Annotated in this window: 1 protein-coding gene; it reads right to left on the bottom strand. The window is 68.6% G+C overall.

Annotated elements, in window-relative coordinates:
• On the bottom strand, nt 1-561 hold a 561-nt coding region (locus GRF61_RS25225), incomplete at both ends, for a branched-chain amino acid ABC transporter permease (protein ID WP_169153172.1).

The following is a 561-nucleotide window of genomic DNA, read 5'->3' as shown; positions in this document are numbered from 1 at the left end:
AGGTGGGGGTGTCGACGCCGGAGAGCTGGTTGAACATGGTGCTCTTGCCGGCGCCGTTGGGGCCGATCAGCGCCAGGATTTCGCCGGCCTTCACTTCCAGGCTCATGTTGTTGTTGGCGACGAGGCCGCCGAACTTGCGGGTGACGTCGCGCGCTTCGAGGATGCGCTCGCCGGCCTGGGGCAGTTCGCGCCGCGGCAGCGGTTCGGCGGCGGCGTCGATGACCTTGTGGGCGCGGCGCACCGGCACCAGTTTGGCGAGGATGGGCCACAGGCCGCCGCGGGCGCGCTGCAGCACCAGCACCATCATCAGGCCGAAGACGATGACTTCGAAGTTGCCGCTGTGGCCCAGCAGCTTGGGCAGCAGGTCCTGCAGCCACTGCTTCATGATGGTGATGACGCCGGCGCCCACCAGCGCGCCCCAGACGTGGCCGGCGCCGCCGACGACCGCCATGAAGAGGTATTCGATGCCGATGTGCAGGCCGAAGGGGGTGGGGTTCACGAAGCGCTGCATGTGGGCGTAGAGCCAGCCGGAGGCGCAGGCGTGGAGTGCTGCGATGAGGA

This window comes from Azoarcus sp. TTM-91 (genome assembly GCF_012911025.1).
Taxonomy (GTDB): domain Bacteria; phylum Pseudomonadota; class Gammaproteobacteria; order Burkholderiales; family Rhodocyclaceae; genus Azoarcus.
The sequence above is the reverse complement of the archived record's forward strand: the minus strand, read 5'-3'. Positions and strand labels throughout refer to the sequence as shown.